Origin of the sequence: Citrobacter freundii complex sp. CFNIH2 (assembly GCF_002880615.1) — a bacterium.
Classification (GTDB): Bacteria; Pseudomonadota; Gammaproteobacteria; order Enterobacterales; family Enterobacteriaceae; genus Citrobacter_A; species Citrobacter_A amalonaticus_F.
Map to the genome: position 1 here is coordinate 4,668,380 of NZ_CP025757.1, position 25,070 is coordinate 4,693,449.

Sequence of the window (25,070 nt, forward strand, 5' to 3'; positions counted from 1 at the left end):
GATGCGTAAGTCAGTTATTGCGATTATCATCATCGTGCTGGTAGTGCTGTACACCTCAATTTTCGTGGTGAAAGAAGGCGAGCGCGGAATTAAGTTCCAGTTCAGCAGCGTCGTGCGTGATGGCGACAAAAAACCGTTGATTTATGAGCCAGGCCTGCACTTTAAGGTTCCGTTTATTCAGTCGGTGAAAATGCTCGACGCGCGTATCCAGACGATGGATAACCAGGCCGATCGCTTTGTCACCAAAGAGAAGAAAGACCTGATTGTCGACTCTTACATCAAATGGCGCATCAGCGATTTCAGCCGTTACTTCCTGGCGACGGGCGGCGGCGATATTTCTCAGGCCGAAGTCCTGTTGAAACGTAAGTTCTCTGACCGTTTACGTTCTGAGATTGGTCGTCTGGATGTGAAAGACATCGTGACCGACTCCCGTGGTCGTCTGACCCTGGAAGTACGTGACGCACTGAACTCCGGCTCTGCCGGAACCGAAGACGAAGTGGCGACCCCGGCAGCGGATAACGCGATTGCCGAAGCCGCTGAGCGTGTTCAGGCTGAAACCAACGGCAATGTGCCGGTGATCAACCCGAACAGTATGGCCGCATTGGGTATCGAAGTGGTCGACGTGCGGATCAAGCAGATCAACCTGCCGACCGAAGTGTCTGAAGCGATCTACAACCGTATGCGCGCTGAGCGTGAAGCGGTAGCGCGTCGTCACCGTTCACAAGGTCAGGAAGAAGCGGAAAAACTGCGCGCGACAGCCGACTATGAAGTGACCAAAACGCTGGCGGAAGCTGAGCGTCAGGGGCGTATCATGCGCGGTGAAGGGGATGCAGAAGCGGCGAAGCTGTTTGCCGATGCGTTCAGCCAGGATCCTGACTTCTACGCCTTTATCCGTAGCCTGCGCGCTTACGAGAAGAGCTTCGAAGGCAATCAGGATGTCATGGTCATGAGCCCGGACAGCGATTTCTTCCGCTACATGAAGACACCGAATACCGCTACGCGATAATATCGTCGCAACGGTTTTAGGTTAGACGCATAAAACCACCGGCATCCTCAGGGATGCGGTGGTTTTCTTTTTATAAAGGACGTCCGATGAACTCAACAATCTGGCTCGCGCTTGCTCTGGTGTTAGTGCTTGAAGGTTTAGGTCCGATGCTTTACCCGCGAGCATGGAAGAAGATGATTTCTGCCATGACGCAGTTGCCTGAAAATACTTTACGTCGTTTTGGCGGTGGACTTGTGGTGGCGGGCATTGTGGTCTACTACATGTTGAGGAAAACGATTGGCTGATCAAAAAACGTGCGAATTTAGCTGATTTTTGCATGCAAAAAGTGCTGTATATCTGAAAAAGCGATGGTAGAATCCATTTTTAAGCAAACGGTGATTTTGAAAAATGGGTAACAACGTCGTCGTACTGGGCACCCAATGGGGTGACGAAGGTAAAGGAAAGATCGTCGATCTTCTGACTGAACGGGCTAAATATGTTGTACGCTACCAGGGCGGTCACAACGCAGGCCATACTCTCGTAATCAACGGTGAAAAAACCGTCCTCCATCTTATTCCATCAGGTATTCTCCGCGAGAACGTCATCAGCATCATCGGTAACGGTGTTGTGCTGTCTCCGGCTGCGCTGATGAAAGAGATGAAAGGACTGGAAGATCGTGGTGTTCCTGTTCGCGAGCGTCTGCTGTTGTCTGAAGCATGCCCGCTGATTCTGGACTACCACGTTGCGCTGGATAACGCGCGTGAGAAAGCACGTGGCGCGAAAGCGATCGGGACTACCGGTCGTGGTATCGGGCCGGCTTACGAAGACAAAGTCGCACGTCGCGGTCTGCGCGTTGGCGATCTGTTCGACAAAGCCACCTTCGCTGAAAAACTGAAAGAAGTGATGGAATATCACAACTTCCAGCTGGTTAACTTCTACAAAGTTGACGCGGTTGACTACCAGAAAGTGCTGGATGATGTGATGGCGATTGCCGACATCCTGACCTCTATGGTTGTTGATGTGTCCGATCTGCTGGACCAGGCGCGCAAGCGTGGCGATTTCGTCATGTTCGAAGGCGCGCAGGGTACGCTGCTGGATATCGACCACGGTACCTATCCGTACGTAACGTCCTCTAACACCACTGCGGGTGGCGTGGCGACCGGCTCTGGCCTGGGCCCGCGTTATGTGGATTACGTTCTGGGTATCATCAAAGCTTACTCCACACGTGTGGGTGCGGGTCCGTTCCCGACGGAGCTGTTTGATGACATCGGTGAGTTCCTGTGCAAACAGGGTAACGAATACGGCGCTACCACGGGTCGTCGTCGTCGTACTGGCTGGCTGGACTCCGTTGCTGTGCGTCGTGCAGTACAGATCAACTCCCTGTCGGGCTTCTGCCTGACCAAACTGGACGTACTGGACGGTTTGAAAGAGGTGAAAATCTGTGTCGCTTATCGTATGCCGGATGGCCGTGAAGTGACCACAACACCGCTGGCGGCTGACGATTGGGAAGGTATCGAGCCGATTTACGAAACCATGCCGGGCTGGTCTGAGTCCACCTTCGGCGTGAAAGAGCGTAGCGGTTTGCCACAAGCAGCGCTGAACTACATTAAGCGTATCGAAGAACTGACCGGTGTGCCGATTGATATTATTTCGACTGGCCCGGATCGTACTGAGACCATGATTCTGCGTGACCCGTTCGACGCATAATTTTGGTTCGTGGCGCAGTGCCTGATGGCGCTGCGCTTATCAGGCCTACAGAGTGTCGTTGGCCGGACAAGACGCAAAGCGTCGCCATCCGGCTTAATCGTGCGTTAAACCCTCGCTTTTTTCCTTCCCGAACTGAAATAAATTAGCGGCCTGGCTAGTGGCTGGTTTATCATCAATATAAATAAGATGTATCCCGATTCCCCCTTTTCCCTGAGGTTGATGTGCAGTTAACGAGTTTCACCGATTACGGACTACGAGCGCTAATCTATATGGCATCACTCCCGGAAGGTCGCATGACCAGTATTTCGGAGGTGACAGACGTCTACGGCGTTTCCCGTAATCATATGGTCAAAATAATCAATCAACTTAGCCGGGCGGGCTTTGTAACGGCTATTCGGGGAAAAAATGGCGGGATCCGTTTAGGCAAAGCCGCGAATACCATTCGAATCGGCGATGTCGTGCGCGAACTCGAACCGCTGTCGCTGGTGAACTGTAGCAGTGAGTTTTGCCACATCACCCCTGCCTGTCGACTCAAACAGGCGCTTTCTAAGGCCGTGCAAAGTTTTCTAACGGAGCTGGATAACTACACGCTGGCCGATTTGGTTGAAGAGAATCAACCGCTTTATAAATTATTGCTGGTGGAATAATGAAGTCCAAAGTATTTCGCGTCGTATCGCGGCAGCAACAGAGTGACAAATTCGTCAGGAACGAATTTGAACAGCCGCAGGCTGGCCTTCGGTGAGAGACAGCGATGTCTCTCATCAATCCCCAGGAGCTTACAAAAGTAAGTGACTGGGGAGAGCAAAGGCAGCCAACAAAGAGACGGCGTGAAAGACGACGGAATTCCACCGGAACTGACAATGGAGGAACCTCGATGTCACAAGATCCTTTCCAGGAACGCGAAGCTGAAAAGTACGAAAATCCTATCCCAAGCCGGGAATTTATCCTCGAACATTTAACAAAACGCGAAAAACCCGCCAGCCGCGATGAGCTGGCTGTGGAACTGAACATAAAAGGCGAAGAGCAGCAGGAAGCCCTGCGTCGCCGTCTGCGCGCGATGGAGCGTGACGGACAACTGGTCTTCACCCGTCGCCAGTGTTATGCGCTGCCGGAACGCCTCGATCTGCTGAAAGGTACCGTTATTGGCCACCGTGATGGCTACGGCTTTCTGCGCGTCGAAGGACGTAAAGACGATTTGTATCTCTCCAGCGAGCAGATGAAAACCTGCATCCATGGCGATCAGGTATTGGCGCAACCGCTAGGCGCGGATCGTAAAGGTCGCCGTGAAGCGCGTATCGTGCGCGTGCTGGTGCCGAAAACCAGCCAGATTGTCGGTCGTTACTTCACCGACGCTGGCGTGGGCTTTGTCGTTCCTGACGACAGCCGCCTGAGTTTCGATATTCTGATCCCGCCGGACGCGGTAATGGGCGCCCGCATGGGCTTTGTGGTAGTGGTCGAACTTACCCAGCGTCCAACGCGCCGCACTAAAGCGGTAGGGAAAATCGTCGAAGTACTGGGCGATAACATGGGGACCGGTATGGCCGTCGATATGGCGCTGCGAACCCATGAAATCCCGTACATCTGGCCAGCCGCCGTTGAAAAACAGGTTGCCGGTCTGAAAGAAGAGGTGCCTGAAGAGGCAAAAGTCGGTCGTGTGGATTTACGTGATTTGCCGTTGGTCACCATCGACGGCGAAGATGCCCGTGACTTTGACGATGCGGTCTATTGTGAGAAGAAACGCGGTGGCGGCTGGCGTTTATGGGTGGCGATTGCCGACGTGAGTTATTACGTGCGTCCGCCGACGCCGCTGGACCAGGAAGCGCGTAATCGCGGGACGTCCGTGTACTTCCCGTCGCAGGTGGTACCGATGCTGCCGGAAGTGCTCTCCAACGGTCTGTGTTCACTGAACCCGCAGGTTGATCGCCTGTGCATGGTCTGCGAAATGACCATCTCGACCAAAGGCCGTCTGACGGGGTATAAATTCTACGAAGCGGTGATGAGCTCACATGCGCGTCTGACCTACACCAAGGTCTGGCATATGTTGCAGGGCGATCAGGATCTGCGCGAGCAGTATGCGCCGCTGGTTAAGCATATCGAAGAGCTGCACAACCTCTATAAAGTGTTGGATAAAGCCCGTGAAGAGCGCGGCGGCATCTCGTTTGAGAGTGAAGAAGCGAAGTTCATTTTCAATGCGGAACGCCGTATTGAACGAATTGAGCAAACCCAGCGTAACGATGCGCACAAGCTGATCGAAGAGTGCATGATTCTGGCGAACATCTCGGCGGCGCGTTTCGTTGAGAAAGCCCAGGAGCCTGCGCTGTTCCGTATTCACGACAAGCCGACCACCGAGGCGATCACTTCCTTCCGTTCTGTTCTGGCGGAACTGGGGCTGGAACTGCCGGGTGGCAATAAGCCGGAACCGCGTGACTATGCGGAACTGCTGGAATCGGTCGCCGATCGTCCTGATGCCGAAATGCTGCAAACCATGCTGCTGCGTTCGATGAAGCAGGCGATTTACGATCCGGAAAACCGGGGCCACTTTGGTCTGGCGCTACAGTCGTATGCGCACTTTACCTCGCCAATCCGTCGTTATCCGGATCTCTCCCTGCACCGCGCCATTAAGTATCTGCTGGCGAAAGAGCAGGGCCATAAGGGTAACACCACCGAGACGGGGGGTTACCACTATTCGATGGAAGAGATGCTGCAACTGGGCCAGCACTGTTCGATGACTGAACGTCGCGCGGATGAAGCAACCCGTGACGTCGCTGACTGGCTGAAGTGCGACTTCATGCTGGATCAGGTCGGCAACGTCTTTAAAGGCGTGATTGCCAGCGTCACCGGCTTTGGCTTCTTTGTGCGTCTGGACGAACTGTTCATCGATGGTCTGGTGCACGTCTCCTCGCTGGATAACGACTACTACCGTTTTGACCAGGTGGGACAGCGCCTGACCGGCGAATCCAGCGGACAGACTTATCGTCTCGGCGATCGCGTGGAAGTGAAAGTCGAAGCCGTGAATATGGATGAGCGCAAGATTGATTTCAGCCTGATCTCCAGCGAGCGTGCGCCACGTAACGAAGGTAAAACGGCGCGAGAAAGAGCGAAGAAAGGCGATGCAGGCAAAAAAACCGGGCGTCGTCGTCAGGTTGGTAAGAAAGCCAATTTCGAGCCTGACAGCGCTTTCCGTGGCGAGAAGAAACAAAAGCCAAAGGCGGCGAAGAAAGAGGCCAGAAAAGCGAAAAAGCCTTCTGAGAAAACGCAAAAAATAGCGGCGGCGACAAAAGCAAAGCGTGCCGCTAAAAAGAAACCCGCGTAGTAATTACTTCTGATAACCCCTTCCAGGCGAAGGGGTTATTCTTTTTTGTCGTAAGACATTCCACAAGAGTATATACACTCCCGTCATCACTCCTTTTTTCTGCCTTATTCATTTTTCAGTAATCGTTATTTATTCTTTTTGATTAGCCCTCTTCGGCAGATGTGTATAGTGAATTTCACTTTTTAAAATCCTTAATAGCAAGGAGCACTTATGCATCTGGCTCGTTTTCCAAGAGTATCTCTTGGCCATTTTCCCACGCCGCTGGAGCCGCTAAATAATTTAAGTAAATTATTAGGTGGACCAAAAATATGGATTAAACGTGATGACGCGACCGGCCTTGCAAGTGGCGGGAATAAAACCCGCAAGCTGGAATTCCTTTTGGCAGATGCACTGGAGAAAAAAGCGGATGTGGTCATCACCCAAGGGGCGACGCAATCAAACCATGTCCGTCAGACAATCGCAGGTGCTGCAAGGCTTGGGTTAAAAGCGAAAGCGCTGTTGGAAAAACGGGTGACGGATTTTGGTGAAGATTATCAGCGCTCGGGCAATGTGTTACTCGATAACTTGCTGGGAGGGAAGATCGTTGCTCACCTGCCCGGTGGAACGGATATGCAGCAGGCAATGGAAGAGTATGCCGCAACGTTGCGTGAGCAAGGGTACAACCCGTATGTCATTCCGGGGGGCGGGTCGAACCCGACGGGGGCACTGGGTTATGTCGCCTGTGCAGAAGAGTTGCTGTATCAGTCATCCGAGCGCCGGCTGCGCATTGATCACGTCGTTCATGCCACGGGCAGTACCGGTACTCAGGCGGGATTAGTGGCGGGCTTTACGGCAACCCACAGCCATATTCCCGTGTTGGGTATCAGCGTGCGGGCGCCTAAAGCAAAACAGGAAGAGAACGTGTGGACGCTGGCTTCCCGCACGCTGGAACGGCTTGGCGTGCCGGGAGAGTTGTCGCGTCACGCAGTAGTGGCGAATAGTGATTATGTTGGCGATGGGTACGGTTTGCCGACAGAAGGGACACTGGAGGCGCTGACGTTGCTGGCTCGTCATGAAGGTATCTTGCTTGATCCCGTTTACTCCGCAAAAGGGATGGCTGGGTTGATTGACCTTATTCGTAAAGGTCACTTCCGTCGGGATGAGAACATTGTCTTTATCCATACCGGGGGATCGGCGGGGCTGTTTGGTTACCGGCAGGTGCTGGAGCATGGCTAAACCTTTCTTGCTTGGCGTGTTGGGGGGAATGGGTCCTCTGGCGACGCTGGACTTTCAACGTCGCCTGCTGGATGCCACGCCTGCGCAAAGCGATCAGCAGCAGATCCCCATGGTCGTCTGGAATGTGCCGCAAATCGCGGATCGCCAGCAAGCGCTGGCAGGAACGGGGCCATCACCCCTTCCACAACTGATACACGGTATCAGGACGCTGAATCAGGCGGGAGCAAGCCATATTGCAATCCCTTGTAATACGGCACACCACTGGTATAACGCGCTCAGCGAAGTGAGTCATGCACCCATCTTGCATATCGTTGACGCCACGCTGGATGCTTTGACTCAGTCTGATGACAAACCTTCGCGAGTGGGCGTTATCGCGACAAAAGGCACGCTGGATGCCGGCTGGTATCAGCAGAGGCTGGCTGCGCAGGGCATTGAGGTGCTGGAGCCAACCGCAGAGGAACTGACACAGTGGTTCGTACCCGGTTGTTATGCCGTCAAACGCGGCGCGCTGGTTGAAGGGGGAGAGTTGTTAGCGCGACAGGCTCATGCACTGTTTGAACGCGGGGCGCAAAAGCTAGTGCTGGCGTGTACAGAGGTGCCTGTCGCACTGGAGGCGATCAATACGCCATTTCATCATCTGACATATGACCCGGCTCAGGCACTGGCAGAGCGATGTTCGCAGTTATGGCAAATGAACTAACGTCTTAAATATATGTGCAGTCCGCACAGTGTCGGACTCAATATTCGGATTCCTCAAAGGATAAATAAAATGAAAAGAAGTCTCTTATTATTAATGGCTGTGGGTAGTTTGTGGGCGAATATGAGTGTTGCTGATACGCCAACTGAAGTCCGCGTAGCATATAGCGGTGGCTCTCAGGTATTAATGTTGGCAAAAGCGGATGGTTCTCTGGATAAAGCCTTAAACACGAAAGTGAAATGGGTGCAATTTGCTTCAGGCGCTGATGCGCTAAATTATTTCGCCAGCAATGCGATTGATATTGCCAATTTTGGCTCCAGTCCGGCGACGGCAGGTATTGTACGTAAATTACCGGTCGAGATTATTGGCGTTTCAGGGGTGATAGCCAGCTATGAGCGTCTGATTGGAAAAGACGGCATAGTCAACATCAAGGATATCGAGGGTAAACGCGTTGGCTATCCGCCAAATTCGACGGCGCAGTATGCCCTTGAAGCCGCGATCAGTGTGAACAAGCTGGATCGTAGCAAAATCACGCTGCTGCCACTGCGTCCTGCTGAGATGGTGGCGGCCTGGAAGCGTGGTGATATTGATGCTGGTTATGTCTGGGCGCCGTTTGCTCAGGAACTGGAGGCTTCGGGCGGGCATCAGGTTTTTGCGACCAAAGATCTGCAAAAAGATGGCTATCTGATTTACAACAACTATGTGGTGCGTAAAGCCTTTGCTGAGCAGCACCCTGAAGCGGTGACTGCTTTCCTGCGTGTGCATCAGCAGAAAGTAGATGAGTTCAAAAACGATCCGGAACGTGCTGCAGGGATTGTCGCCAAAGAGGTCGGTGCGCCAGTCACCACGGCTGCAAATACCCTGGGAGGACTGGAGTATCCCACGCTTGCCCAGCAAGGAACCGCTGACTGGTTGGGGAACGGGACTCAAACCACTGACAGCGGTATTGGCAAAGCGTTGAGCAAAACCTCCCATTTCCTTGCCGGTATTGGTGAGATCCGTAAGCGTGATATTCCTGCTAACTGGGATACGGCGATTGATTCTCGTTACATTCGCGAAGCGGCGGCACAATGAGATTAAGTCAGCATATCGCCATCAGTGTGTTGTCGGTGGTGGTTTTCTTTATCGTCTGGCAGCTAGCGGCGACACGGCAGTGGGTCGACCCGCTGCTGTTACCGTCTCTCACCGATATTGGTCTGACTACGGAAGAACTGATGGCGGATGGCTACCGTCAGGTACCGCTGTGGGAACATATTGTGATTAGCCTGGCGCGTGCGCTAAGCGCGTTTGCAGTGGCGATTGCTATCGGTATTCCTCTGGGTCTGTTGATGGGGCTATCGGACGGACTGGCTGCGGTGCTCAATCCTTTTGTTCAGTTTCTGCGTCCTTTGCCAAAAATTGCGTTGATCCCGCTGGCAGTGGTCTGGTTGGGAATCGGCGAGGCATCGAAGTTTTTCCTGATCTTTATTGCCACGTTTTTGAGCGTGGTGGTCGGCGCTTCGGCTGCTGTTGATCGCATTGGGCGTTCACGGATTCGCGTGGCACAAACGCTCGGTGCTTCACGCAGGCAGATCTTTATGCGTGTGGTATTGCCCGACGCGTTACCGGATCTCTTCACGACGGTCAGACTCTCCATTGGTATTGGCTGGACGTCACTGATTGCCGCAGAGATGGTTGCGGCCAGTTCTGGTCTGGGCTGGATGGTGATCAACGCCAGCTCTTATTTGCGCACTGATATCGTCATGCTGGGAATTTTACTTCTGGGCGGTATTGGATACTTGCTGGATTTGTTGTTGCTGGGGTTACAGCGTCTGACTGTGCCCTGGGCGGGGAAAGAATAATGAGTACGATTACCCTGGAAAATGTCTCGCTCTCCTTTGCGGCAAAACCGCAGCCGTTTACGGTGCTGGAAGACATTAACCTGTCGTTAAACCGCGGTGAGTTTGTGGTACTGCTTGGACCCTCTGGTTGTGGGAAATCCACCATCCTGAACCTGGTCGCTGGATTTAATCAACCGGATCGGGGACGGGTGGTTGCGGGAGGGAAAACGGTAAAACAACCGGGTCCGGATCGCGGAATGATCTTCCAGCAGCCCAATCTTTTCCCGTGGCTATCGGTGCTGGAAAACGTCACTTTTGGCCCCCGTTTGGGCAAACATCGCAAAGACGAAACCAACGCCCAGGCGCAGTTATGGCTGGAACGCGTAGGGCTGAAGGGCTTTGAACATCATGCGCCCTGGCAGCTTTCTGGTGGTATGAAACAACGCGTGGCGCTAGCCCGTGCCTGGCTTCCCGGCCCGGAAGTGCTACTGCTTGATGAACCATTTGGTGCGCTGGATGCGCAAACCCGACTGATGATGCAAGAGTTATTGCGTGAGGCCTGGCTGTCCACGGGCACCACATTACTGTTCGTCACCCACGACGTGGAGGAGGCGCTCTTTCTGGCCGACCGCATTCTGATCATGTCGGCAAAACCGGGAAAAATCGTCGACGAGATTAGTCTGCCGTTTGGGCGGGAACGGGATATTGAAACCCTTGCTGAACACCCCTTGTATAGCGAGATCAAGCATCACGTCCTGCATCGGGTTCGTCAGGAGGCGAGACGGCACTTACGTTAATAAGCGGTTTAAATGACGCAGCCAGCCGGCGGTTAAGGCTGACAGGGTCGATTTGAACGCCGGGTCGGTTATAATGGGGGCATGTGAGTTTTCTCACGGCTAATTTAACCCGGCGCACACCGCCCAAAACGAGTAAGTTCAATGAGTGAAATGATTTATGGCATCCATGCGGTGCAGGCCCTGCTGGAGCGTGCTCCTGAACGTTTTCAGGATGTTTTTATTCTCAAAGGCCGTGAAGATAAACGCCTGCTGCCGCTGATCCATGCCCTTGAAGCGCAGGGTGTGGTCATCCAACTGGCGAACCGTCAGTTTCTGGATGAGAAAAGCGAAGGGGCCGTACATCAGGGCATTATCGCCCGCGTGAAGCCGGGGCGTCAGTATCAGGAAAACGATCTGCCGGATCTGATTGCTTCGCTGGATCAACCTTTCCTGCTGATTCTGGACGGCGTTACCGATCCGCATAACCTCGGAGCCTGTTTGCGTAGCGCCGATGCCGCTGGCGTCAATGCGGTGATCGTGCCGAAGGATCGTTCTGCGCAGTTGAATGCCACGGCGAAGAAAGTCGCCTGCGGTGCAGCGGAAAGCGTCCCGTTGATTCGGGTGACGAACCTGGCGCGTACCATGCGTATGTTGCAGGAAGAGAATATCTGGATTGTCGGCACGGCGGGTGAAGCTGACCATACTCTTTATCAGAGCAAAATGACCGGCCGTATGGCACTGGTGATGGGCGCGGAAGGTGAGGGGATGCGTCGCCTGACGCGTGAACATTGCGACGAACTGATCAGCATTCCAATGGCCGGAAGCGTTTCTTCGCTCAACGTTTCTGTCGCCACCGGCATCTGTCTGTTCGAGGCTGTGCGACAGCGCAGCTAATCGACGATTTCTGAAGCCATCCAACAGGATGGCTTTTTTGTATCCCCCTTTCCAGGCATTCTCCCCTCAGACTGACCATACTTATTGAGATGCCATTGAAGGAGGGAAACAAAATGCACTGGCAAACTCACACCGTTTTTAATCAGCCGTTACCCCTGAATAACAGCAATCTGTTCCTGTCTGATGGCGCGCTCTGCGAGGCTGTAGCGCGTGAGGGGGCAAGCTGGGACAGTGAACTTCTCGCCAGTATCGGTCAACAGCTTGGCACCGCGGAATCGCTGGAGCTGGGACGGCTGGCAAATGCCTGGCCGCCGGAACTGCTACGTTACGATCCGCAGGGGCAGCGTCTGGACGATGTTCGCTTCCATCCTGCGTGGCATCTGTTGATGCAGGGACTGTGTGCCAACCGTATCCACAATCTGCCCTGGGTTGAGGCGGCGCGAGACGGATCGTTTGTCGCCCGGGCAGCGCGCTTTGTCTTGCATGCGCAAGTGGAGGCCGGCACGTTATGCCCCATCACCATGACTTTTGCCGCGACACCGTTATTACAGCAAATGTTGCCCGCCGTATTTGCCGACTGGCAAACGCCGCTATCCAGCGATCGCTATGATTCGCATCTTGCGCCGGGGGGCCAAAAACGTGGCCTGCTCATCGGCATGGGGATGACGGAAAAACAGGGCGGTTCTGATGTGTTGAGTAACACCACCCGCGCCGAGCGTCTGGCGGATGGGTCGTACCGGTTGGTGGGGCATAAATGGTTTTTCTCTGTGCCGCAAAGTGATGCCCATCTGGTGCTGGCACAGGCAAAAGGCGGGCTCTCCTGTTTCTTCGTCCCGCGTTTTTTACCTGACGGGCAGCGCAATGCGATCCGCCTTGAAAGGCTGAAAGACAAGCTGGGGAATCGTTCCAATGCCAGTGCGGAAGTCGAGTTTCAGGATGCTATCGGCTGGCTTCTTGGCGATGAGGGCGAGGGCGTTCGTCATATTCTGAAGATGGGCGGCCTGACGCGTTTTGACTGTGCGCTCGGCAGTCACGGACTGATGCGCCGCGCCTTTTCGGTGGCGATTTACCACGCGCACCAGCGTCAGGTGTCCGGCAAACCGCTGATCGAGCAACCGATGATGCGTCAGGTGCTCAGCCGTATGGCGCTCCAGTTGGAAGGGCAAACCGCGTTGTTGTTTCGTCTGGCCCATGCCTGGGATCGGCGTAGTGATACCAAAGAGCGACTCTGGGCGCGTCTGTTCACTCCCGCCGCAAAATTTGCCGTCTGTAAAGGCGGTATTCCGTTTGTGGCGGAGGCGATGGAAGTGCTTGGCGGCGTAGGGTATTGCGAAGAGAGCGAACTGCCGCGACTGTACCGGGAAATGCCGGTCAACAGTATCTGGGAGGGATCCGGTAACGTCATGTGTCTTGACGTCTTGCGGGTTATCAACAAGCAAACCGGCGTCGATGAGATGCTGAGTGAGGCATTCTCTGACGTCAGGGGCCAGGACCGGCATTTTGATCGCGCGGCACGTCAGCTTTTACCGCGACTGCGCAAACCTTCTGAAGCGTGGGGGCGCGATATCACCCAACAGATTTTCCTGCTGGGATGCGGAATGGAAATGTTACGGCACGCGTCACCGCCTGTTGCCCAGGCCTGGTGTCAGATGATGCTGGATACGCGCGGTGGGATGCTGTTATCCGAACGGGTACAGGACGCGTTGCTGCTGCGGGCGACGGGGGGATTACGCTGATACGTTGCCGGATGCGCTTTCGCCATCCGGCAGTCTGTTACGCGTAGAGTATGGCTTGTACGCGCCAGTTATCGGGCTGCTGCTCTTCATACATCTGAATAATGCGATACCACGACGCGCCTTGTTCATCGGCTTTTAACGCGACAATACGCTCCACATCCTGTGGGTTTCCGGAAATATTACTGACAGAGATCAGGCCAATTTCATTGAGGCCAGTCACGCAATCCGCACTCGCGAATTCGGCAGACTGCGCCGTCGTACTCACCAGTCCGGCAGTTAACAGCAGTGAGGATAAGGCAAGAGATTGTTTCATCGTCAGCTCCATTTTACGTTTCCCCGCAATGCGCAGGGCATTCCATCGCCGAAATAAACGTCCAGCCTCCTGCTGTCGGTTTATTGTGCACAGGTAAACGTATAGAGGCGTAAAGCTACGTGAAATTGGCTTAAATTCCATCAATGATTATTTACGATATAAGATGGCCTGCGAATACCACTGACCCGTCACGATGGTTTCATCAACCATGACAATAACGTAATAATCGGCTTTCGCTGCGGCGGCTTTCGCTCTGACTTCATCAACTGCATCATCCGGAGAGCCTCTGACCAGAGAGGTCACGGTTCCCATTCGCTGCAACCCTTGTGTCTGGTCACGACGAATTTCCTGCGGATGATCAGCGACGGGCGGTGCTGGCTGCGGCGTTCCCTGAAGAATGCTACATCCACTTAACAGCATCACCAACATCAAAGAGGTAAACCGACGCATCACTCTATCTCGTTTCCTGATAGCCATAGTGTAGTGCCTTATTAATTTCCCTTTGGGGGAATGTTCCCAAAATGTTACCTTCCGCGCGATTTTCGAATGAAAATGTCGTGAAAGCGTAATCCAGTTCTCAACATTATGAATCGTTGTTGAACACGCCACCTTGTTTAATAATGTGACCCATGGCATACCCACGCCAAAAGAGGTGCAAATGATTGAAATTGAAACATGTCAACTGGCGGAACATCATCTGCTTCACGCCTTTCCTTCGGGGCAACGCAGTACACCTTTGCCGTGTATTGTTTTCTACCACGGGTTTACCTCTTCCAGCCTGGTCTACAGCTATTTTGCCGTGGCGTTGGCGCAGGCCGGATTTCGGGTCATTATGCCAGACGCCGCCGGGCATGGGGCGAGTTTCAATGGTGACGAACAGGCGAGAATGGGCTGCTTCTGGCAGATTTTGCAGCAGAGCATGCAGGAGTTTACGGCGTTACGTGCGGCACTGCGTGCAGAAAACTGGCTGCTGGAGGAACGTCTTGCGGTTGGCGGCGCATCGATGGGGGCAATGACGGCGCTGGGGATCATGACTCAGCATCCTGAGGTCAAATGTGTCGCCAGCCTGATGGGCTCGGGCTATTTCACCCGTCTGGCGCGAACGCTGTTTCCTCCTTGCGCCCTGGACACGCCCGCCCGTCAGGAGGAATTCACGCATATCATTGCGCCGTTGGCGAAGTGGGATGTGTCGCAGCAGCTTGCCAGACTGGCCGACAGACCGCTGCTGTTATGGCATGGCCAGGATGATGATGTGGTGCCAGCGGCGGAAAGTGTCCGTTTACAGCAGGCGATGATTCAGGCCGGCCTCGACCACAATCTGACCTGTCAGTGGCAAGCAGGCGTGCGCCATCGCATTACGCCCGAAGCCCTGGCCGCAACGGTGTCGTTTTTCCGTCAGCATCTCTGACGCCTGGCGCCAGCTGCCATACGTCATTATGCAAAAAAAGCCCCCTGAACAGGGGGCAAGTCAAACTATGGCTTTCTTTTCGTTGGACTTTCCTGGTGCTAGCGATAAATATCCGCGCTGGCGTGGATGTTGCCGTTGCTACCCGGTTCCCGCATCAGGATCACATGATAGTACGTTGCGCCCTGCGCGTCGGTCTCTTCATTCAGGGCCCTTTCTGCATCACTTTCAGTGGCGAAGTTATGATTGATGTAAATGACGCCTAAGCTCTGCACATCATCCATGTTTCGGGCTTGCTGGTGGTCTATTTCAATGGCGGCGAAGGTATTTGCACTGAGCAACAGTCCCGCCAGAAGGGTGACAAAACGGATTCGCATACCTACCTCCTCGACAACTGACTCTGATTAGTGGTTTCTCCTGTTAGTCGATAACGTCTCATTTAATTTTAATCGCTACTTTGTCGGTCGATAGCGACCATTTCTGATGCAGTTGTTCAAAAAATTACCGCGATCCGTTCTTTCTGAGCGTAAACAATCGGCTAGCCTGTTTTGCTGTGGCGAAAAATACCTGTTTTTCTGGCAAGAACACTTACCGAATCGTCAATATCACTGCCGGCCATCGCCGCTTATAGTGAGCCGAAACATAAAGTTAACTTTATGATAATAAGGCAAAAAGATATGGATACTTCATTCATGGATTTCAGCTACTTCGCCATTATGTTTATGGTGGCGCTGATAGCGGGTTTTATTAATGTGGTTTCAGGCGGCGGTGGGTTCTTATCGATTGGGGCGCTGTTGATCTCAGGATTGCCGCCAGCCAATGCGCTGGCGACCAATAAGATTCAGGCGCTGGGCAGTTCATTGACGTCGGGGATCTACTTTCTGCGTCGTGGACATATCAACGTCCAGCAGCATAAGTTTGTCTTTTTAGCGGCGTTTGTGGGATCGGCGCTGGGGACGACGCTGATCCAGTTCATTGAACCGGAACTGCTGAAAAAACTGTTGCCGGTACTCATCATCGCGGTAGCGCTCTACTTTATTTTCGCCCCCAATCTCACTGAACCGAAAAAGAAGCAACAGGTGTCACTGTTTCTCTTTTCTCTGATAGGGGGAGGGTGCGTTGGTTTCTATGATGGATTCCTCGGCGCCGGGGCCGGTTCCTTTTATACCCTGTGCTACATCCTGTTGTGGGGTTACAGCATCGATAAAGCGCAAATTCACTCTAATTTCATCAACCTTGCGTCCAACATCGCCTCTATTCTGTTCTTCATTTTCGGCGGCAAGATGATCTGGTCGCTGGGGCTGGTGATGTTCGCCGGGCAGGCGCTTGGCGCACGCCTGGGGGCGACGGTGGTACTCACGCGTGGGAAGAAAGTGATCAGACCGATGATCGTGATTGTCTCTATCTGCATCAGCGGCAAAATGCTGTTGGATATGTATTAAGGACGTCCTGACAAATATTCCTGGAATCACCTTGAGTTTGCGGCCTGACACCAGTATTATGACGCGTCAATTTTTCAGCCGACCTTTAACACGTTCCTTGCCTCCATGGGCCGCGGCTGACCCAGACAGGAGGCTGAATAATCCGTAAGGAGCAATTCGATGCGTCATTACGAAATCGTTTTTATGGTCCATCCTGACCAGAGCGAACAGGTTCCGGGTATGATCGAGCGTTACTCTGCTGCCATCACTGGCGCAGAAGGCAAGATCCACCGTCTGGAAGACTGGGGCCGCCGTCAGCTGGCTTACCCGATCAACAAACTGCACAAAGCACACTACGTTCTGCTGAACGTTGAAGCTCCGCAGGAAGTGATCGATGAGCTGGAAACAACTTTCCGCTTCAACGACGCCGTTATCCGCAGCATGGTAATGCGTACTAAGCACGCTGTTACCGAAGCATCTCCGATGGTTAAAGCGAAAGACGAGCGCCGTGAGCGTCGCGATGATTTCGCAAACGAAACCGCAGATGATGCTGAAGCTGGGGATTCTGAAGAGTAATTTCTGATGACCAACCGTCTGGTGTTGTCCGGCACCGTGTGCAGGACCCCCCTTCGAAAGGTCAGTCCATCAGGAATTCCGCACTGCCAGTTCGTGCTTGAGCATCGTTCTGTGCAGGAGGAAGCCGGATTTCACCGGCAGGCGTGGTGCCAAATGCCCGTTATTGTTAGCGGACACGAAAACCAGGCCATTACTCACAGTATAACGGTCGGTAGCGCAGTGACCGTTCAGGGGTTCATCTCTTGCCACAAGGCAAAGAACGGCCTGAGCAAAATGGTTCTGCATGCCGAGCAGATTGAATTGATAGATTCTGGAGACTAGCCATATGGCACGTTATTTCCGTCGTCGCAAGTTCTGCCGTTTCACCGCGGAAGGCGTTCAAGAGATCGACTATAAAGATATCGCTACGCTGAAAAACTACATCACCGAAAGCGGTAAGATTGTCCCAAGCCGTATCACCGGTACCCGTGCAAAATACCAGCGTCAGCTGGCTCGCGCTATCAAACGCGCTCGCTACCTGTCTCTGCTGCCGTACACTGATCGTCATCAGTAATCGGTCACGGTCCATTAATACGACTTTGAGAGGATAAGGTAATGCAAGTTATTCTGCTTGATAAAGTAGCAAACCTGGGTAGCCTGGGTGATCAGGTTAACGTTAAAGCGGGCTATGCTCGTAACTTCCTGGTACCACAGGGTAAAGCTGTTCCTGCTACCAAGAAAAACGTTGAATACTTCGAAGCACGTCGCGCTGAACTGGAAGCTAAACTGGCTGACGTTCTGGCTGCTGCAAATGCACGCGCAGAGAAAATCAACGCACTGGAAACCGTTACCATCGCGTCTAAAGCAGGCGAAGAAGGTAAACTGTTCGGTTCCATCGGTACCCGCGACATCGCTGATGCAGTGACTGCAGCTGGCGTTGAAGTGGCTAAGAGCGAAGTTCGTCTGCCGAACGGCGTTCTGCGTACCACTGGTGAGCACGAAGTGGACTTCCAGGTTCACAGCGAAGTATTCGCTAAGCTGACCATTAACGTTGTTGCAGAATAAGTTTTTATTCTGACAACTTCGTAAGAAACGCCGACCTTGTGTCGGCGTTTTGCTTTTCTGCTCCCCTCATTTTTCGCGCTGGCTATTCTTTATCCTTTTCGGGATAATCACTAAAAATAAAACATAATTTCAATATGGTGATGAATGGATACTCCGCACCCACAACCTCTGTTTGCGCGTAAAAATGTTGTCTGGCTGAGCGCGGCGTTTTGTTGCCTGCTCTGGGGCAGCGCCTATCCGGCCATAAAGAGTGGTTATGAGATCTTCCAGATCGCCGCTGACGATATCCCGTCCAAAATTGTTTTCGCCGGTTACCGCTTCCTGTTCGCAGGCCTGCTGTTACTCTTGCTGGCGATAGCGCAGCGTAAGCCGATAGGCCGTCTGAGTTCCCGGCAGTTTGGGCAATTGACGCTGCTGGGGGTGACGCAAACCTCGCTGCAATACATCTTCTTTTACATCGGCCTGGCGTTCACTACCGGCGTGAAGGGGTCGATCATGAATGCCACGGGCACCTTCTTCAGCGTGCTGCTGGCGCACTTCATCTATCAGAACGACAAGCTGAGCTACAACAAAACGCTGGGATGTATTCTCGGTTTTACCGGCGTGATGGTGGTGAACTTTAACAGCGGGCTGCTGGATTTTAGTTTTACCCTGGCGGGCGATGGCTCGATTGTGATGGCGGCATTTATTCTCTCCGCCGCGACGCTTTACGGTAAGCGACTTTCTCAGACGGTGGATCCAACGGTGATGACGGGCTACCAGTTAGGGATTGGCGGCCTGGTGTTGGTCATTGGCGGTTATGTCTTTGGCGGCACACTGGCGGTCCACGGACTCGCGTCGGTGGCGATTCTCGGTTATCTGACGTTGCTCTCTTCGGTGGCGTTCGCGCTGTGGAGTATTTTGCTCAAGTACAACCGTGTGGGGATGATAGCGCCGTTTAACTTCCTGATCCCGGTCTCCGGGGCGGTGCTGTCCGCGATTTTCCTCGGCGAGAATATCCTGGAGTGGAAATACGCGATCGCGCTGCTGCTGGTCTGTTCGGGGATATGGTGGGTCAATAAGGTGAAGCGGTAACGCCACTAATGTCGTTGTTGGCCGGATAAGGCAAAGCCGCCATCCGGCACTGCGCTGATGTGCCTGATGGCGCTGCGCTTATCAGGCCTGCCAGACGACGGCAATATGCTTTAACGTGCGCGGATAAAGCTGCCGTCAGGCTGGCGGGTAAACAGCACCTGTTGATTGTTTCCGGCATCGATGGTCAGCCCGGTCACCACGCCGTTTGCATTCTGGCGAATCTGCACCATCTGCCCATTTTGCAGATTACTGAGCGGTTTGCCCGCACCTTCAACCTGCGCCATTGCGTACACGTCAGTTGGCGGCAGTCCGTGGTCACGGAACAGTTGCGCCATCGTTTTACCGGACTCAACCCGATAAGAGCGCCACTGCTGGTCAATACCGCTGTCTTGCTGGAAAGGCTGAGTTTGCGGCTGTGCTTGCTGTGCCTGAGGTTGCTCTTCCGGCTGGCCTTCCTGAACAGGTTCCGGCGCAACGGGCGCGACTTGTCCGGGATCGTTTTGTGGGGCGACAAGCTGAGCCTGAAGTTGTGCTTCTGTCGGTGGTTGAGACTGCGACTGGAGATCCAGCGGCGCGTCACGGGTTACCGCTGGCGCATCGTTTGTGTCGCTTGAGGGAAGCAGGAAACCGACGATCAGCACAATCGCCGCAATGATAATGCCGCGGCGGTGCATAGGCGGAAGCGGATCCATAATGCGAAAATTGTCCGGTGCATGCCAGATTTTCGCCAGGGTTGGTTTTAATTCAAAGCGCCCGGGCATGGCTTTCCTCCTGCTCCGCGTCTCGTTCCTCAATCATAGAGTATAGACAGCTAACGCTATGATGTTCGTGATATTCCCCGTTTTTGGCACATATACAGGGGGATATCCCTATTGTTTCTTTTTCGTCGTGATTTGTCATCCTCCCCGAGACAACATTTTACCGGGAGAAGCCTGGCTGTTATGCTGCCCGCTACTTTTTTATATCCGATGAAAGGAAATACGATGGCAACCCCGACTTTTGACACTATCGAAGCGCAAGCAAGCTACGGCATTGGTTTGCAGGTAGGACAGCAACTGAGCGAATCCGGACTGGAAGGGCTGTTGCCTGAAGCGCTGGTTGCCGGTATTGCTGACGCGCTGGAAGGCAAGCAGACAGCCGTGCCGGTTGATGTGGTACATCGCGCCCTGCGTGAAATTCATGAACGTGCGGATGCCGTACGTCGCGAACGCTTCCAGGCGATGGCAGCGGATGGCGTGAAGTATCTGGAAGAAAACCGTGAGAAAGACGGTGTGAACAGCACGGAGTCTGGTCTGCAATTCCGCGTCCTGACTCAGGGCGAAGGCGCTATCCCGGCTCGTACTGACCGCGTTCGCGTACACTACACCGGTAAACTGATCGACGGTACCGTCTTTGATAGCTCCGTTGCGCGCGGCGAACCGGCAGAATTCCCGGTAAACGGCGTGATTCCTGGCTGGATTGAAGCGCTGACCCTGATGCCGGTTGGCTCTAAATGGGAACTGACCATTCCTCAGGAACTGGCTTACGGCGAACGTGGCGCTGGCGCTGCGATCCCGCCATTCAGCACCCTGGTGTTTGACGTCGAACTGCTGGAAATCCTGTAAGTAGTCACTTCTGTTCCCCTCCATGCCGGAGGGGGACGAAAAATGCGCAATAACGCTGCCTGATTGCCGGGTATCGGAATTTTATCTTGCAAATGCATCAGTTGCGTGTATTTTTGTGAGCTAATTCGCGTTACCAGAGTGATATGACACTCACTTTAAACATATAATTAACATAATATTTAAATCTTAGTATTCATCCCGCCGATTCTTACCTAATATCGATAAGTCCTGAAAACAGGATCGTCGTATCATAGATGCACAACAGACGCATTAAAGGCCGCAGAGCCCGCACAACACAGACAGGTACAGGAAGAATAAAACATGGTAGATCAGGTAAAAGTCGCCGCCGACGAACAGGCTCCGACTGAACAGTCGCTACGGCGCAATCTTACAAACCGACATATTCAGCTTATCGCCATCGGCGGCGCCATTGGTACGGGCCTGTTTATGGGGTCGGGTAAAACGATCAGTCTCGCCGGGCCGTCGATCATTTTTGTTTATATGATCATCGGCTTCATGCTCTTTTTCGTGATGCGCGCAATGGGAGAATTGCTGCTCTCGAATCTGGAATACAAATCTTTTAGCGATTTTGCTTCGGACCTGCTGGGACCGTGGGCAGGTTATTTCACCGGCTGGACCTACTGGTTCTGTTGGGTGGTGACCGGGATGGCAGATGTCGTCGCGATTACCGCCTACGCGCAGTTCTGGTTCCCCGGTCTTTCCGACTGGGTCGCCTCGCTGGCGGTGGTGATCCTGCTGCTGAGCCTTAACCTTGCCACCGTGAAAATGTTCGGTGAGATGGAGTTCTGGTTCGCGATGATCAAAATCGTCGCCATCGTGTCGCTGATTATTGTCGGCCTGGTGATGATTGCCATGCACTTCCAGTCGCCAACCGGTGTGGAAGCGTCGTTTGCTCACCTGTGGAATGACGGTGGCTGGTTCCCGAAAGGCATTAGCGGCTTCTTTGCTGGCTTCCAGATAGCGGTCTTCGCTTTCGTTGGTATTGAACTCGTAGGTACTACCGCCGCGGAAACCAAAGACCCGGAGAAATCCCTGCCGCGCGCGATTAACTCGATTCCGATTCGTATCATCATGTTTTACGTCTTTGCGCTGATCGTCATCATGTCTGTGACGCCGTGGAGTTCGGTGGTGCCGGATAAGAGCCCGTTCGTTGAGCTGTTCGTGCTGGTGGGTCTGCCTGCCGCTGCGAGCGTGATTAACTTCGTGGTCCTGACGTCCGCCGCGTCCTCAGCAAACAGTGGTGTCTTCTCCACCAGCCGTATGCTGTTTGGTCTGGCGCAGGAAGGCGTGGCGCCGAAAGCGTTCGCTAAGCTGTCTAAACGCGCCGTTCCGGCGAAAGGGCTGACCTTCTCCTGTATCTGCCTGCTGGGCGGCGTAGTGATGTTGTATGTCAATCCAAGCGTGATTGGCGCGTTCACCATGATCACGACGGTGTCGGCCATCCTGTTTATGTTCGTCTGGACCATCATCCTGTGCTCATACCTGGTGTATCGCAAACAGCGTCCACATCTGCATGAGAAGTCGATCTACAAAATGCCGCTCGGTAAAGTGATGTGCTGGGTATGCATGGCGTTCTTCGTCTTCGTGCTGGTGCTGCTGACTCTTGAAGATGATACCCGTCAGGCGCTGATCGTCACGCCGTTGTGGTTCATTGCGCTGGGTCTGGGCTGGTGGCTGATTGGTAAGAAGCGGATGGCAGGCGTTCGTTAATTCGATTGCCGGATAGCGCTGCGCTTATCCGGCCTGTAAACTGACAAAAAAAGAGCCGCGACGCGGCTCTACAATTCCATGAATCAGGGCGCTCTCGGGCGCCTTTTTTATTCGCCTGCGAGGGCACGCGGGAACAACACATTGTTTTCTAAGCTGATGTGTTCCATCAGGTCATCAATCATCTCATTGATGCCGTTGTACATCGCTTTCCAGGTGGTGCACGCTTCTGGCGGGATCGTCACGTTCTGAGTGGTGTGTTTAATCACTTCCAGCAGTTCCCCCGCGTCATCATGCTCACTTTCCATGACGCTGATCGGCCCCATCGCCTGGCTGCCCATGCCCTGTTTGATCATCGGGAACAGGATCTGTTCCTCTTTCATCATGTGGCTTGAAAGCTCCTGATGTAGCATGGTCAGATACTTCGCCAGGCCTTTTGGTACGTTGGGCTTATCAGCATGAACGCGTTCAACTTTGGTAGCTTGCAGGATCAGTTCCGGCAGTTGTTCACGGTGTCTGTCGTGATAGCGCACGATGATGTGGTCGATAATTTCGGCCAGCGGCGCGGTACGCCAATCTTTATCGATCGGCTGTTCAGCCAGCTGCGCCAGTTGCGCTTCGATAGCATCAACATCCAGCTCTTTACGGGCGGCAGCACGCGCCAGCGTCTGCTTACCGCCGCAGCAGTAATCCATATCGTACTTACGAAACAGGGCCGAAGCGCGAGGGATAGAGAGCGCCAGTTCACCTAAAGGTTGATCGCGATAAGCCATAGCCGTTACCTCATTCTCAATAATATAAGGTGTATTTTAAATGCAACTTTAATCAAGCGCTATAACCCTTTCGGGGGGATGAATTAACGACCTGGCTCTGAAAGTGGAATGACGCGTGGTTTTTCCGGTTTTGCTCTGACCGCCACCACCACGCCGATAACCAGCAAGGCGATACCGCTGAGCGTCAGAACAGGGGGAAGGGCCTGACGCAAGATGAAGGTGTACAGTAAACCCGCCAGCGTTTCGAACACAATCAATGGGCCGAGGATCACCGTTGGTAATCGCTGGCTGGCAATATTCCAGCACAGCGCGCCTACCCATGAGCACAGCACCGCGATCGCCACCATCAGGCCTACAAACACCGCCGGTCGCGGGCCGAATGGCAGGGCGAAGTCAGGTGTTTGCCCATGCAGCCAGACGCAGGCGACGAGGTAGCCCAGCAGCGACACGGGCAGGGTCACCAGCGCCTGCGCCGTCGCCCACATCATCGGGTGTTTATCTGGATTTTCCCGCAGCCAGCGGGCATTACGCAGCGCATACCAGGCCCAGCACACCACCGATACCAGCGCCAGCGCGATGCCGGAACCGTAGCGCCAGCCGCTAAAATCAGGCAAGCCCTGATTGAGTTCCGCAATGTTCACGCACAGCAACCCGATGCCTATCAGCACCAGGGCTGGGGCCAGCCGTAGCCAGGAGAGCCTGCCGTCGCGATGGCTGTACAGCAGGTTGGCAAATACCGGAATGACGACCGGCAGCGTGCCGATGATCATCGTTGAGACCGGCGCGCCGGTGCGCTGAATGGCGCTGGCAAGGCAGACGTAATAAATCAGGTTGCCCATCATGGTCAGCGCCAGCGCGGTCAGCCAGTCTTTCGCCGAAAGCTGCCGCAGGCGCACGCGTCCGAGCCACGCCAGCGGCAGGGCAATCAGGCCTAATGCCAGATAACGCCCCATCGACTGCAGCACCGCCGGATATTCCGGCACGATCAACGGTCCGACAAAAATCAGTCCCCACATCAACCCTGCCAGCAGGGCGTACAACACACCGCTAATCATGCTTTACATCCACATCGTTAAACATGACGAAAGTGTAGGCAGGGAACCGGGGCGCGTATTGTATGAGCTTGCGCATTAGCGCGAATAAACCTGTTTTTGATAGCGCACGGGAGTGATGCCGTAGCGATGGGTAAAGGCGCGGGTGAGATGGGACTGATCGGTCAGGCCGGTCGCGGCGGCAACGTCCGCAGCGGGCATGCCGAGTGTCAGAAAGCCTTTTGCCCGCCACAGACGGATCGCCATCAGCATCTGGTGCGGCGTTACGTGGAAATGGGCTTTGAACTGACGCTGAAAATGCCAGGGGCTTAGCGAGGCAACGCGTGCCAGTTCATCAAGGGTGACCGGGCGCATGTAGTTGTCATGCAAATAGTCGCGCACGCGCTCAAAGCGATGCGCGCCTTCCTGCGGCACCGGGGCATGACGTGCCAGCGGCTGGAAGGTGTCGATCAGATCCAGCAACAATCCTTTTTGCGCCAAAGGATCGTCGGTGTGCCACAGGCCGTGGATCAGCGAACAAATCTGACGCGAGCGGCGCGGATCGTGACGCGTGACGTCGTGAAACCACCAGTGACGCACGCCAGTCACCTCTTCCAGCAGATCGGGCTCCAGATAGATCATCCGGTAGCGCCAGCCGTCGGCGGTTTCGGCCTCGCCGGTATGCAGCTCATCCGGATTCATCGTCACGACCGAGTGGGCAGGGGCAACGTACTGCGTGCCGCGATAGCGAAAGCGCTCGGCGCCGGCTTCTATCGCGCCAATACCGAACGCTTCGTGGGTGTGTGGCTCAAAGGCGTAGCGTGAGATATGCGCGTGATACAGCTCAACGCCCGGCACCTGCGCCAGATGGCGAAAGCGGGCGCTGTCTTTTTCATCGCTAAACTGCTCAGGTACACCTTGCACGTTGTCTCTCCCCACGCATCATTCTGTCATTATC

At 54.1% G+C, this 25,070-nt stretch carries 28 protein-coding genes; 21 read left to right on the top strand and 7 right to left on the bottom strand.

From position 1 onward, the window contains the following. The first annotated feature begins 1 nt into the window (after position 1). The 12 genes from hflC to WM46_RS22955 all read left to right on the top strand — a co-directional run bounded on the left by hflC (position 2) and on the right by WM46_RS22955 (position 13,143). Positions 2-1,006: a protease modulator HflC gene (gene hflC, locus WM46_RS22900; protein ID WP_102603443.1), complete on the top strand. Its 1,005-nt coding sequence runs from the start codon at positions 2-4 to the stop codon at positions 1,004-1,006. An 86-nt stretch (positions 1,007-1,092) separates the two neighbouring features. After that, a complete protein-coding gene (locus WM46_RS22905) occupies positions 1,093-1,290 on the top strand; it encodes a DUF2065 domain-containing protein (protein ID WP_042321436.1) in 198 nt (65 codons plus the stop codon). A 103-nt stretch (positions 1,291-1,393) separates the two neighbouring features. Next, a complete protein-coding gene (gene purA, locus WM46_RS22910; protein WP_042321439.1) occupies positions 1,394-2,692 on the top strand; it encodes an adenylosuccinate synthase in 1,299 nt (432 codons plus the stop codon). A gap of 221 nt (positions 2,693-2,913) precedes the next feature. Continuing rightward, on the top strand, positions 2,914-3,339 hold the full coding sequence (nsrR, locus tag WM46_RS22915) for a nitric oxide-sensing transcriptional repressor NsrR (RefSeq protein WP_042321442.1): 426 nt from the start codon (positions 2,914-2,916) through the stop codon (positions 3,337-3,339). Between the two features lie 227 nt (positions 3,340-3,566). Next, positions 3,567-6,005: a ribonuclease R gene (rnr, locus tag WM46_RS22920; protein ID WP_102603444.1), complete on the top strand. Its 2,439-nt coding sequence runs from the start codon at positions 3,567-3,569 to the stop codon at positions 6,003-6,005. A gap of 210 nt (positions 6,006-6,215) precedes the next feature. Beyond that, complete coding sequence (locus WM46_RS22925) at positions 6,216-7,220, top strand: D-cysteine desulfhydrase (protein WP_102603445.1); 1,005 nt, start codon at positions 6,216-6,218, stop codon at positions 7,218-7,220. Further along, complete coding sequence (locus WM46_RS22930) at positions 7,213-7,920, top strand: aspartate/glutamate racemase family protein (RefSeq protein ID WP_102603446.1); 708 nt, start codon at positions 7,213-7,215, stop codon at positions 7,918-7,920. Before WM46_RS22925 ends, WM46_RS22930 begins: the two co-directional genes overlap by 8 nt. 69 nt (positions 7,921-7,989) lie before the next feature. Continuing rightward, on the top strand, positions 7,990-8,991 hold the full coding sequence (locus WM46_RS22935; protein WP_102603447.1) for a glycine betaine ABC transporter substrate-binding protein: 1,002 nt from the start codon (positions 7,990-7,992) through the stop codon (positions 8,989-8,991). Beyond that, positions 8,988-9,758, top strand: a complete 771-nt coding sequence (locus tag WM46_RS22940; protein ID WP_102603448.1) for an ABC transporter permease — start codon at positions 8,988-8,990, stop codon at positions 9,756-9,758. Before WM46_RS22935 ends, WM46_RS22940 begins: the two co-directional genes overlap by 4 nt. Further along, positions 9,758-10,534, top strand: coding sequence for an ABC transporter ATP-binding protein (locus tag WM46_RS22945; RefSeq protein ID WP_102603449.1), 777 nt, complete (start codon positions 9,758-9,760; stop codon positions 10,532-10,534). The genes WM46_RS22940 and WM46_RS22945 overlap by 1 nt, the downstream gene beginning before the upstream one ends. Before the next feature lie 141 nt (positions 10,535-10,675). Next, the gene (gene rlmB / locus WM46_RS22950) at positions 10,676-11,407 is read left to right on the top strand and encodes a 23S rRNA (guanosine(2251)-2'-O)-methyltransferase RlmB (protein ID WP_042321448.1); all 732 of its coding nucleotides are present in this window, start codon (positions 10,676-10,678) and stop codon (positions 11,405-11,407) included. Between the two features lie 113 nt (positions 11,408-11,520). Beyond that, positions 11,521-13,143, top strand: a complete 1,623-nt coding sequence (locus WM46_RS22955) for an isovaleryl-CoA dehydrogenase (protein ID WP_102603450.1) — start codon at positions 11,521-11,523, stop codon at positions 13,141-13,143. A gap of 37 nt (positions 13,144-13,180) precedes the next feature. Here the strand turns inward: WM46_RS22955 and yjfN are convergent, their stop codons facing one another. Both yjfN and bsmA read right to left on the bottom strand, forming a co-directional pair. Further along, a complete protein-coding gene (gene yjfN / locus WM46_RS22960) occupies positions 13,181-13,456 on the bottom strand; it encodes a DUF1471 family protease activator YjfN (protein ID WP_072140690.1) in 276 nt (91 codons plus the stop codon). 147 nt (positions 13,457-13,603) lie between these two features. Then, positions 13,604-13,933, bottom strand: a complete 330-nt coding sequence (gene bsmA / locus WM46_RS22965) for a biofilm peroxide resistance protein BsmA (RefSeq protein ID WP_061075444.1) — start codon at positions 13,931-13,933, stop codon at positions 13,604-13,606. A 181-nt stretch (positions 13,934-14,114) separates the two neighbouring features. On the opposite strand from bsmA, the gene yjfP reads away from it, so the two are divergent. Continuing rightward, positions 14,115-14,864 (top strand): esterase, encoded by a 750-nt coding sequence (gene yjfP / locus WM46_RS22970; RefSeq protein WP_102603451.1) that lies wholly within the window; start codon positions 14,115-14,117, stop codon positions 14,862-14,864. 98 nt (positions 14,865-14,962) lie between these two features. On the opposite strand, the gene yjfY is transcribed toward yjfP, so the two are convergent. Then, entirely contained in the window at positions 14,963-15,238 is a 276-nt protein-coding gene (gene yjfY, locus WM46_RS22975) for a DUF1471 family protein YjfY (RefSeq protein WP_044257220.1), read from the bottom strand. 300 nt (positions 15,239-15,538) lie between these two features. On the opposite strand from yjfY, the gene WM46_RS22980 reads away from it, so the two are divergent. The 6 genes from WM46_RS22980 (at position 15,539) to WM46_RS23005 (ending at position 18,976) form a co-directional block, all read left to right on the top strand. Further along, positions 15,539-16,303, top strand: coding sequence for a TSUP family transporter (locus WM46_RS22980; RefSeq protein WP_061075442.1), 765 nt, complete (start codon positions 15,539-15,541; stop codon positions 16,301-16,303). Positions 16,304-16,462: 159 nt separating this feature from the next. Further along, positions 16,463-16,858 carry a 30S ribosomal protein S6 gene (rpsF, locus tag WM46_RS22985; protein WP_042321529.1) on the top strand — a complete coding sequence of 132 codons (396 nt, stop codon included), beginning with the start codon at positions 16,463-16,465 and terminating at the stop codon, positions 16,856-16,858. Positions 16,859-16,864: 6 nt separating this feature from the next. Next, entirely contained in the window at positions 16,865-17,179 is a 315-nt protein-coding gene (gene priB, locus WM46_RS22990) for a primosomal replication protein N (RefSeq protein ID WP_042321531.1), read from the top strand. Between the two features lie 4 nt (positions 17,180-17,183). Continuing rightward, positions 17,184-17,411 carry a 30S ribosomal protein S18 gene (gene rpsR / locus WM46_RS22995; RefSeq protein WP_000135199.1) on the top strand — a complete coding sequence of 76 codons (228 nt, stop codon included), beginning with the start codon at positions 17,184-17,186 and terminating at the stop codon, positions 17,409-17,411. 41 nt (positions 17,412-17,452) lie between these two features. Further along, entirely contained in the window at positions 17,453-17,902 is a 450-nt protein-coding gene (rplI, locus tag WM46_RS23000) for a 50S ribosomal protein L9 (protein WP_061075441.1), read from the top strand. Positions 17,903-18,046: 144 nt separating this feature from the next. Beyond that, positions 18,047-18,976, top strand: coding sequence for a DMT family transporter (locus tag WM46_RS23005; protein WP_061075440.1), 930 nt, complete (start codon positions 18,047-18,049; stop codon positions 18,974-18,976). A gap of 110 nt (positions 18,977-19,086) precedes the next feature. Here WM46_RS23005 and WM46_RS23010 read toward each other — a convergent pair whose 3' ends face one another. Next, a complete protein-coding gene (locus WM46_RS23010; RefSeq protein ID WP_102603452.1) occupies positions 19,087-19,737 on the bottom strand; it encodes a LysM-like peptidoglycan-binding domain-containing protein in 651 nt (216 codons plus the stop codon). Positions 19,738-19,959: 222 nt separating this feature from the next. On the opposite strand from WM46_RS23010, the gene fklB reads away from it, so the two are divergent. Together fklB and cycA are read left to right on the top strand one after the other, a co-directional pair. Next, complete coding sequence (gene fklB / locus WM46_RS23020; RefSeq protein WP_187394423.1) at positions 19,960-20,580, top strand: FKBP-type peptidyl-prolyl cis-trans isomerase; 621 nt, start codon at positions 19,960-19,962, stop codon at positions 20,578-20,580. Positions 20,581-20,901: 321 nt separating this feature from the next. Next, entirely contained in the window at positions 20,902-22,311 is a 1,410-nt protein-coding gene (gene cycA / locus WM46_RS23025) for a D-serine/D-alanine/glycine transporter (RefSeq protein WP_061075437.1), read from the top strand. 107 nt (positions 22,312-22,418) lie between these two features. Here the strand turns inward: cycA and ytfE are convergent, their stop codons facing one another. The 3 genes from ytfE to WM46_RS23040 all read right to left on the bottom strand — a co-directional run bounded on the left by ytfE (position 22,419) and on the right by WM46_RS23040 (position 25,036). Next, positions 22,419-23,081, bottom strand: a complete 663-nt coding sequence (gene ytfE, locus WM46_RS23030) for an iron-sulfur cluster repair protein YtfE (RefSeq protein WP_102603454.1) — start codon at positions 23,079-23,081, stop codon at positions 22,419-22,421. An 83-nt stretch (positions 23,082-23,164) separates the two neighbouring features. Then, the gene (locus WM46_RS23035) at positions 23,165-24,136 is read right to left on the bottom strand and encodes a DMT family transporter (RefSeq protein WP_102603455.1); all 972 of its coding nucleotides are present in this window, start codon (positions 24,134-24,136) and stop codon (positions 23,165-23,167) included. 75 nt (positions 24,137-24,211) lie between these two features. Continuing rightward, the gene (locus WM46_RS23040) at positions 24,212-25,036 is read right to left on the bottom strand and encodes an AraC family transcriptional regulator (protein WP_061075434.1); all 825 of its coding nucleotides are present in this window, start codon (positions 25,034-25,036) and stop codon (positions 24,212-24,214) included. Positions 25,037-25,070: the final 34 nt, after the last annotated feature.

Excerpts from the sequence above, each read along its gene's own strand:
- purA (WP_042321439.1), top strand. The coding sequence starts at position 1,394 with ATGGGTAACAACGTCGTCGTACTGGGCACCCAATGGGGTGACGAAGGT.
- WM46_RS22955 (WP_102603450.1), top strand. The coding sequence starts at position 11,521 with ATGCACTGGCAAACTCACACCGTTTTTAATCAGCCGTTACCCCTGAAT.
- yjfP (WP_102603451.1), top strand. The coding sequence starts at position 14,115 with ATGATTGAAATTGAAACATGTCAACTGGCGGAACATCATCTGCTTCAC.
- WM46_RS22935 (WP_102603447.1), top strand. The coding sequence starts at position 7,990 with ATGAAAAGAAGTCTCTTATTATTAATGGCTGTGGGTAGTTTGTGGGCG.
- yjfN (WP_072140690.1), bottom strand. The coding sequence starts at position 13,456 with ATGAAACAATCTCTTGCCTTATCCTCACTGCTGTTAACTGCCGGACTG.
- fklB (WP_187394423.1), top strand. The coding sequence starts at position 19,960 with ATGGCAACCCCGACTTTTGACACTATCGAAGCGCAAGCAAGCTACGGC.
- cycA (WP_061075437.1), top strand. The coding sequence starts at position 20,902 with ATGGTAGATCAGGTAAAAGTCGCCGCCGACGAACAGGCTCCGACTGAA.
- ytfE (WP_102603454.1), bottom strand. The coding sequence starts at position 23,081 with ATGGCTTATCGCGATCAACCTTTAGGTGAACTGGCGCTCTCTATCCCT.
- WM46_RS23005 (WP_061075440.1), top strand. The coding sequence starts at position 18,047 with ATGGATACTCCGCACCCACAACCTCTGTTTGCGCGTAAAAATGTTGTC.
- WM46_RS22945 (WP_102603449.1), top strand. The coding sequence starts at position 9,758 with ATGAGTACGATTACCCTGGAAAATGTCTCGCTCTCCTTTGCGGCAAAA.
- rlmB (WP_042321448.1), top strand. The coding sequence starts at position 10,676 with ATGAGTGAAATGATTTATGGCATCCATGCGGTGCAGGCCCTGCTGGAG.
- rpsR (WP_000135199.1), top strand. The coding sequence starts at position 17,184 with ATGGCACGTTATTTCCGTCGTCGCAAGTTCTGCCGTTTCACCGCGGAA.
- WM46_RS22980 (WP_061075442.1), top strand. The coding sequence starts at position 15,539 with ATGGATACTTCATTCATGGATTTCAGCTACTTCGCCATTATGTTTATG.
- WM46_RS22930 (WP_102603446.1), top strand. The coding sequence starts at position 7,213 with ATGGCTAAACCTTTCTTGCTTGGCGTGTTGGGGGGAATGGGTCCTCTG.
- WM46_RS22940 (WP_102603448.1), top strand. The coding sequence starts at position 8,988 with ATGAGATTAAGTCAGCATATCGCCATCAGTGTGTTGTCGGTGGTGGTT.
- rplI (WP_061075441.1), top strand. The coding sequence starts at position 17,453 with ATGCAAGTTATTCTGCTTGATAAAGTAGCAAACCTGGGTAGCCTGGGT.
- bsmA (WP_061075444.1), bottom strand. The coding sequence starts at position 13,933 with ATGGCTATCAGGAAACGAGATAGAGTGATGCGTCGGTTTACCTCTTTG.
- WM46_RS22905 (WP_042321436.1), top strand. The coding sequence starts at position 1,093 with ATGAACTCAACAATCTGGCTCGCGCTTGCTCTGGTGTTAGTGCTTGAA.
- rnr (WP_102603444.1), top strand. The coding sequence starts at position 3,567 with ATGTCACAAGATCCTTTCCAGGAACGCGAAGCTGAAAAGTACGAAAAT.
- yjfY (WP_044257220.1), bottom strand. The coding sequence starts at position 15,238 with ATGCGAATCCGTTTTGTCACCCTTCTGGCGGGACTGTTGCTCAGTGCA.
- WM46_RS23035 (WP_102603455.1), bottom strand. The coding sequence starts at position 24,136 with ATGATTAGCGGTGTGTTGTACGCCCTGCTGGCAGGGTTGATGTGGGGA.
- hflC (WP_102603443.1), top strand. The coding sequence starts at position 2 with ATGCGTAAGTCAGTTATTGCGATTATCATCATCGTGCTGGTAGTGCTG.
- WM46_RS23010 (WP_102603452.1), bottom strand. The coding sequence starts at position 19,737 with ATGCCCGGGCGCTTTGAATTAAAACCAACCCTGGCGAAAATCTGGCAT.
- WM46_RS22925 (WP_102603445.1), top strand. The coding sequence starts at position 6,216 with ATGCATCTGGCTCGTTTTCCAAGAGTATCTCTTGGCCATTTTCCCACG.
- rpsF (WP_042321529.1), top strand. The coding sequence starts at position 16,463 with ATGCGTCATTACGAAATCGTTTTTATGGTCCATCCTGACCAGAGCGAA.
- priB (WP_042321531.1), top strand. The coding sequence starts at position 16,865 with ATGACCAACCGTCTGGTGTTGTCCGGCACCGTGTGCAGGACCCCCCTT.